Source organism: Microcoleus sp. Pol12B4, from assembly GCF_036701385.1.
Taxonomy (GTDB): Bacteria; Cyanobacteriota; Cyanobacteriia; order Cyanobacteriales; family Microcoleaceae; genus Microcoleus.
In genome coordinates this window covers 1-8,867 of the sequence record NZ_JAUBQR010000255.1, presented here as the reverse complement: position 1 = coordinate 8,867, position 8,867 = coordinate 1, and the positions used below count along the sequence as shown (strand labels likewise).

General features: G+C 45.4%; 2 protein-coding genes. One reads left to right on the top strand and one right to left on the bottom strand.

The window, feature by feature from the left end:
• Window positions 1–421: 421 nt before the first annotated feature.
• Entirely contained in the window at window positions 422–6,127 is a 5,706-nt protein-coding gene (locus QUA38_RS25165; protein WP_333166777.1) for an AAA family ATPase, read from the bottom strand.
• A gap of 566 nt (window positions 6,128–6,693) precedes the next feature.
• Here QUA38_RS25165 and QUA38_RS25160 point away from each other — a divergent pair.
• On the top strand, window positions 6,694–8,867 hold a 2,174-nt coding region (locus QUA38_RS25160), incomplete at its 3' end, for a two-partner secretion domain-containing protein (RefSeq protein ID WP_445305101.1).

Below are 8,867 nucleotides of genomic sequence, written 5' to 3'. Positions count from 1 at the left end.
TATATTTGGCTGCCCAATGAATTTTTTATGCCTCAGTTTCTAACTGAGCCAGCTTTTCTTAGTCTAAACTCCAGTAAGTTTAGATAATGCCAGAAAAATTCGGTTACTCTTGCTTTTGCCCTCCTTGCCCGCGATCGCTGCTTTGATGGATCTTGACCTAATCCTAGTCTTCAATGAAGCGATCCGGCTTCACATAACTCTGAGCCTTTATGCTTACCCGCCAAAAACCCACGCAGCGGCAGTAAACTAGCGGTTTTCCCCAGATTCAGTCGCAGCAGCGACACTTCCTCGAACCGAGACTGCACCCAACGGTCGCCCCAATACCACTCGTGAAAAATGAAAATGATCTGCCCCTTAAAGAATGTAGCAATCGAGTTTGGGACTGTTCCAATTAATGTAAATTGTGTGACCGGTATTTAATTTATGTGCGACTCACCAATGCAGACTGACAGCGTTCCCAATAAATTTTAGCCGCGCGATCGCCCTGATTGTGACGCCAACACTCGGAAAACAGCCGCGCCGCTTCCGCGAAATTCCCTTCCGAGTAAATTGCCAAGGCTTCTGCAAACAATTCCAGCGTAGCTAACTTACCCTCTTTAATTTCTAGCCCGTCAGCATCAAACACCTCATAAACCGTTACTAATTCAGATTTTCCCTTGACTTTTACCGTATCGAGAGTCCGGATTGCGTACTGGGATGGATTTTCTAAACGCGAGTAAGTTTCCTGGGTGATTAACAGCGACACCCCATAATTTTTTGTCAAACTTTCCACGCGAGAAGCTAAATTCACCGCATCGCTGATTACCGTCCCGTCCATGCGATTTTGACCGCCCACCGTTCCCAGCATCAAAGTTCCAGTATTGATGCCAATCCCAATCTGAATCGGTAGATAACCACAATTGGCGCGATTTTGATTGTATTCAACGAGGCAGTGCAGCATAGCAATTCCCGCTTTCACCGCATGATCTGCTTCACCGCTAAACAGCGCCATAATCGCATCGCCAATATATTTATCAATAAACCCCTTATTTTCATTAATAACAGGTTCCATACGAGAAAGATAGGAATTGATAAATTTGAAATTATCCTCCGGTGTCATACTTTCCGAAAGCGTAGTAAAATCGCGAATATCGGAAAATAGCACCGACATTTCTAACTGCACTTGGTCACCCAATTCCACATCTATAATGCTTGCTTTCTCTAGAAAGTGGAGGAATTGATTGGGGACAAAACGCTCGTAAGCTTTGTTGAGCAGGAACAGTTCATTGGTAAACCTGATTCGCTCAGTTTCGGCTTTTTTGCGCTCTGTGATATCTTGAAAGGCTACAATTGCATAAGAAATATTGTCGTTTTCATCATAAATTGGTGTACCCCAAGCTTCGATCGGAATAATCTTGTTGCCTTGGTGAATTTCCATATCATCTACAGTGGCACTTTCGCCACTCAACGCCCGCGTAGTTGGCAATTCGGCAGAGGGATATTCCTCCTCTGTTCCAGCTTGATAGATTTGATAAACGTCTGGTATTTGCTCGGTGGTGACTTCAGGAATAACTCCTTTACCCAATAATTGAATAGCAGCGCGATTAATATAGTAAGGTTTGCCCGAAGCATCTAGCACTGTCAGACCTACTGGAATTGCTTCTAAAAATTGAGTCAGTCTGTTCTCACTTTCTCGGACTTCTGTATAAAGCTTAGAATTTTGAAGCGAGATAGCTGCCTGTCCCGATAACACTTTTAATAGTTCCACTCTTTCTGGGGTAAAAGCTCCTGCTGTCAGATTATTTTCTAGGTAAACAATACTGACGATTTGAGATTGGTTAATCAGCGGCACGCATAAAATTGATTTGGGCTGATGCTTTTGGATGTAGGGGTCGTTGGTAAATTGTCCTTTTCTGAAAGCCTCATCCAGTACCACGCTTTCTTGAGTGCGGGCCACATAATTGACAATTGCGGAGGAAAGTTTTTGAGAGGTTTCAACGGGGATAGACTGCAACAGGGTGACTTGTTGGGAATTTATTGTGACTTCAGCTTCAATTAACAGTTGTCCCTGGCTTGATAAAATTAGATATCCTCTTTGTGCCCCGGCACTTTCCATCAAAAATTTCATCAAGATAGACATTAGTTTGTCTAGCATTATTTCACCGGAAATCGCCTGAGAAGCTTTCATTACTGTGGTGATATCTAAGTTAGATTCCGAACCTGTCGTCACTCTTGCGGTAGTTTTAGTGTTCTTATTTCTCGGTTGAATAGGTTTTAATAATTGGGGATATCGCGTTTCTAAATCTTTTACCTTAGCAGTGGCTCCCCATTGAACATAACAATAATATGCCTCAATCATGTAGGTTTGAGCAAGTTTCTCTTTACCCCATTCCCAGTAAAATTTGGCTGCTAGTTCGTTAGCTAATGCTTCTTCGTTGACGAATTTATTGTCTTTTGCTCCATAAATCGCGCGATCGTACATTTCAATCGCCTCAGCTTTATTGCCCAACACCCGTTGTCGCTCTGCCTCAACTAAATACCATTTATGCAGATAATTCATGGGCGCATTTTTCGCCCATTGGTGCAGCGTGCTTTGATCTGTTTCCACTACAGCGAGAATGGAAGCTTGCTCCTGCTCTGACTGTGTGGGTAAAAGTGCTAAGTGTGTCAGGGCTGCATAGAGATAAAAAATGGGAGCAAAAATTTGTCCTGATATTGCCATCAAATACGGCTTGGCTTTCGCAATATGGTCTATGGCAGCCGTGTAATTACCCCATGAGTACGCAAGCAGCAGTTTATAGATGTAAGCAAGGGCGATCGCTGTCAGGTCATTGTTCTGATGGTGCTTAGGAATCATCACCGTTTCATCGTAGGCAGAGCCTATTAAGCAATCCGACAGAGTACTGGCTTCCCTCAAATTCTTCACCGTCTGCTGCGTCATATCCAACAAGCCCTGGGCAGAATATTGCTTTACCTGAGCCAAGGCAACGCTGTAATTTACTATTTCGGTTTCCCAAGTATCTAGTTCTACCCCACCGAAGAAATGGGCATAAAAGTAACCCATTATGTTGTAGCCAGCGTATAGAAAGTCGCCACTTTCCATGCCAGCCGTATAGCCATTTTTGCTCGTCGGTATCGTTGCCAAGAGAGGTTCTTGGTGATGCTGAATACAGGCCCCAAACATCAGTAAAATTATCGACTTGAATTCCTGCACATTGAAGCGATATAGCAATGAGAGTGCCAATTTACCAAAGCCATAGCCCGTTTCTACATCTCCCAAAAAGCCGCACAAGACCATGCCGTGGATCGCGTACCCCACCGTCGATGCGGGTGCATTCCCAAATTGGAGCGATAAATTCACCATCGTAGAGCTAAGTAGGGGCAGCAAACCGGGCATTCCCTGGAAAATTGCTACAGGTAATATTCCTAACAGTTGGATAGCTGCCTGAGTCTGTGGATTTGTCATCATAGGCAGGTCAACCAGTTCTTCAATTTGCCTGTTCTGGAGTTGGCGGGTCAAGGTTTTTAGCGCTTTACTAATTAAAGCTCCATCAACGTTGGTGGGGAGTTGAACACCCAACTGCCCCAGGGCATTTCTCCCCACGGCGATCGCTTCTAGCATTTGGCTCTGGACTGTATGGGCGACGATTTGAATTTCGTAAATTTTAACTTTGTCTAAAATTGTTTGGGCTTTTTGCAAAACCTGTGCTGCCATCTGTTCCATACCATCAAGGTCAGCATTCAAATAGGCGGTTTCGGCAGCAGCAATATAGAGATTCAGGGTCAACTCATACTGACTTTGCCAGCAGTTGGCCGTCAGTAGCTCAATCCCTGTTTGCAGATAGATATTTGCCGCAGCGTAGGCGGTAGAACTTCTTGCCTTACCTCCCGCTTCTAAGTTGAGTTTGGCTAAGGCTTCTCGTTCGCTTAATTCATTGATTAACTCAATTCCTTGATTTAAATGCCCCACAATATCAAATAGTTTTTCCTCTCTTTCTATGTCCGAATATTTGTGTAGGAGTAACTGTCCAATTTTGAGGTGAGTGGCTTGTTTTTTGTTTTCGGGGATTAGGGAATAAGCCGCTTGCTGGACGCGATCGTGCAGGAAATTATAAGTGGTATTAGCAACAGATAGATTCGGGGATTGAGTATCTGCTTGAATAAAGTTATAGCGTTCTGAAATTACTAAAAGGAGTCCTTCTTGCAAGGGTTTCCACAGTGCTGATGCCGTTTGTTCTGGTAATTCTTGGCTGACTACTGCCAATGTTTCTAAATCGAACTGTGCCCCAATACAAGCCGCCAATTTTAGAACATCCTGAGTTTTGGCAGGCAACTTCTGCAATTGCGCCGCCATAAACTCCACCACATCCGAGGCGTGGGTAAGTCTAGCTTGGGCAATATCGCACTGCCAATGCCGTACCTTCCAGTCAAAAATAATTTGACCATCTTCATACAACGCCTTGAGGAATTGATTCGAGAAAAATGGATTACCTTGGGTTTTTTGATAAACCAATTCTGTCAAAGGTTGAACAAAAGATAAATCGCAAATCAGCGTATCTGCTACCAACTGATTGAGATCTGCTAAACTCAACGGTTGCAAGGTAATAGTATTCACGACTGCCCCAGACTTCACAATCTCATCCACAGTCAACATAAACGGATGAGCCGGTGATACCTCATTATCCCGATAAGCACCCAATACTAACAGATGCCCCGTATCCTCCATCAACAGTTGTAGCAATTTCAGCGATGCCGAATCTGCCCACTGCAAATCGTCCAAAAACATCACTAAGGGATGTTCTGCTTGGGTAAATACTTGCACAAATTTCTGCATCAGCAGATTGAAGCGATTTTGGGCTGCACTCCCCGACAATTCTAGTGCAGGACTTTGAGCGCCAATGATGTGTTCTAATTCAGGAATTACGTCAATCAAGACTTGCCCACTCTCGCCTACTGCGGTGAGAATCAGGGTTTTCCATCTGTGTAACTGAGAGTCACTTTCTGATAATAATTGTCCCATCAATTCCCGAAATGCTTGCACAAATGCACTAAAGGGAATATTGCGTTGAAATTGGTCGTATTTACCTTTAATAAAATAGCCACGCTGTCGGGCGATCGGCTTGTGAACTTCGTTCACGACGGCGGTTTTACCAATCCCAGAAAAGCCAGCCACCAGCATCATTTCGGCGCTACCTGTACTGACTCGCTCAAAGGCTGCTAATAGATTAGAAACTTCAGTTTCCCTGCCGTATAACTTTTCGGGAATCAGGAAACGGTCTGTAATATCCCGCGTTCCCAAGGCAAACTCCTCAATGTTACCCGTTGCTTGTAATTGAAACAAACAAGTTTCTAAATCCTGCTTCAATCCTAATGCAGTTTGATAGCGGTTTTCTGCGTTCTTCGCCATCAGTTTACTGATAATTTGTGAGACAATTACCGGAATTTCTGGCTCGATTTCGTGCGGTGGAACTGGTTGTCTGGCAATATGGCAGTGAACCAGTTCTAAAGCATCTTCTGCCTCAAAAGGCAATTTTCCTGTCAGCAATTCGTAGAAGGTGACGCCGAGGGAGTAAAAGTCAGTACGATAATCGAGAGTGCGATTCATCCTGCCAGTTTGTTCTGGTGAGATGTAAGCAAGGGTTCCTTCCAGAATGCCGGGGTTTTTCAGTATCGGTGTTTCTCGGCTTAGCTGAGTGGAAATGCCAAAGTCGATAATTTTTAATTGTTCCGTTTCCGGGTTGTAAACAATATTCGAGGGGTTAATATCTTTGTGGATGATGTTTGCGCTGTGAATTTGGCCTAAAATTTCAGTTGTGGCGATCGCAATTTGCAAAAATTCCTCCAAAGTAAACTTTCGCTGCTGCATCCAAATTGTCAAGGATTCGCCGCCAAAGTCCTCTACAAACATCACGAGGCTGTTTTGGTATTTTTGCAAGTCATAAACCTGCACGACTCCTGGCTCTTTTAGCTCTTGGGTGATGCGGTATTCGGTGCGGTAGCGCACCAATTCTTGAGGTGTGGGGTAGCTTTCTTTGAGAAGTTTGAGGATAATCGGCTGGTTATCTGCTTCCCGAATCGCCCGGTAAACCAGAGAGTTGGCGCTTTCATAGAGAAGTGTCTGGACGGCAACGCCTGCAATAGAGAGCATATTGATTTTTATGGTAAATATTAACGCGGAGCCAAAACGCACCAGCTTTGTGTAGAGAATAGCGCGTTATAAAGGCAAAAAAAAGGTTTGTTAACAAATGTTTAGTTTTTCGGGTGCCAGCCTGCCAATACTTTCGGGTTGCCCCGATTGCGATCGCCTAATTTGTATGGTGTACCAACAGTCGATCGCACTTTTTCTGTGATTTTCAGCCCACATTACGCAGCCTGGCGTATCACACAGCAAAATTACGCAGAAAACTCTATTTTTTCAATAATAAATTATGGCTTTAAAAGGTTTTTTATCAGTCAATGTACGGTATAAAGCTATAATTTCTAGCTTTATTGCTGGCTAAAAATAAGTAAAAACCGATTGTGACAGTTGAGGGTGCAGAATGTGGGTTTCAGGTATAGCAACCTTCCTGATGGTGACGAGGTTCTTAATTGCTAAGTTTACGCCGCAGTTGACCGCACTGAGCAGCTAATACCTTAAAGTTATAATTGTCAGATACGTGTTCTGCCAGCTCAAAGCTAATGAAACTAGCCTTTTTTTCTATACAGGGTGCTGCAATGCTAGCGATCGCAGCGACTATTTTGAGTACAACGGTGGCACAAGGACAACCCATTGTTCCCGCACCCGATCGCACTGGCACTACTGTCACGCCTGACAACGGCGATCGCTTCAATATCACAGGTGGTAAAACTTCTAGAGATGGAGCGAATCTTTTCCACAGTTTTCAACAGTTTGGGCTTAGCGAAGGGCAGATTGCTAATTTTATCTCTAATCCCGCTATTCGCAACATCTTAGGACGGGTAGTAGGTGGCAATCCTTCTATTATTAATGGTTTAATTCAAGTAAGTGGCGGCAATTCCAACTTGTTTTTAATAAATCCTTCGGGCATTATCTTTGGCCCTAATGCTAGCTTGAATCTTCCGGCTGCTTTTACAGCTACTACTGCTACTAACGTCGGTTTTGATTCGGTTTTTTTCAATGTTGCCGGATCGAACGATTACAGTACGCTGATAGGAACTCCGAACACTTTTTACTTTAATCTCAGCCAACCGGGAAGTATAATCAATGCAGGTAATTTAGCAGTCATGCCGGGGCAAAGTATAAGTTTAATTGGCGGCACAGTTGTCAACACAGGTTCCCTCAAGGCTTCCCAAGGTAATATTATTGTCGCTGCTGTTCCCGGTGAGAATGCTGTTCGTATTAGTCAACAAGGGCATTTATTAAGTTTAGAAATCGGAGTTTTTGACGGGGGATTGTTGGTACAGAATGGTCAATTATCTCTGCCTTTGTCTCTTCCGCAATTGCTTGCGGGCGCAGGTGGGAACTCTGCTACTGGTATCTCCGTTAACGGTGCAGGAGAAGTGGTTTTGACGGGGGGTTTGAGGGTGGAAAGCGGGGACGTGGCGATCGCTAGTTCTATTGTTAATAGTCAGAATGCTACTCTCTCGGCAGCACGTAATCTCACTTTGGTAGAAAGCCCGCTACTTACTGAGAACAATTTATATCTGTTGGCAGGAGATACGGTGCGGGTACGGGATGGAAGTTATCCTTTCAGGGCAATCGTAGGTGGCAATCTTACTATACAAGGTAATCAAAATATTGATATCTTCGCCCTAAATAACCCTAGCCCTGCATTCCAATCCGCAGGGGATATCACATTATTGAGCAATGGCAATGTTTCAGGCGATGCTCACTTCGCTGCGGGAGGTAATGTAAGTATTCTCACATTGTCTGGCGAGCGCGGCAGGTTTGTGAGTTTGTACGACCCGATTATTAGCTCCGAGGGAGATATCAGATTTGGGGATTATACTGGCACCTCACTTAAGGTAGAAGCAAAAGGCGCGATCGCGACGGGAGATATTACTATCACTGGGCCAGATACTACTTTGTCAGGTTCTGCCGATCCAGATGCGGCGGTGCTTTCAGGTAGTGCAGCTTTAATTCTGCGATCGGGCGTTTCGACTCTGGCGAATCCTGCGAATCTGTCGCCGAATGTCACCGCAGGGGAGACATTTTTTGCTTCTGGGGGTGTTGCTTCGGGCAATAGCATCGGAGTGGGAGCGATTTCGACAGCAGGCGGGCCTGTGATTTTGGAGTCGGGAGGGGACATTGGCCTGGATGCGATCGCCACTTCTGGCGGTAATATTACTCTCAAAGCTGCCAGCGACATCGCCATTACAGGCACTCTCCAGTCTACTGGCGGCAGTATTGACCTCACGGCTGGCAATCTTCTCACAGTCAGCGGGACTTTTACAGATAGTAACGGTGTAAATGTGAGCATTTCCAGCGCTAATGGCACAAGTGGTGGCGCGATCGCGATCCGACACGCTGGGGGCACTACTACACCTTTTATTGTCGGCGATGCGACAACGAATGGGACGGCGGGAGCCATTACATCAGGTTCCGAGACAATTTCGCCACAGTTTGCGGTGCCGGTGCCGCCAAGCAGTTACACTCAGGGCAACATTGCGATCGTTACTTCGGTGCCATCTCCAACGCCGGAACCAACACCATCTCCAACGCCGGAACCAACACCATCGCCAACGCCGGAACCGACACCATCTCCAACGCCGGAACCTACCCCATCTCCAACGCCGGAACCTACCCCATCTCCAACGCCGGAACCTACCCCATCTCCAACGCCGGAACCTACCCCATCTCCAACGCCGGAACCTACCCCATCTCCAACGCCGGAACCTACCCCATCTCCAACGCCGGAACCTACCCCATC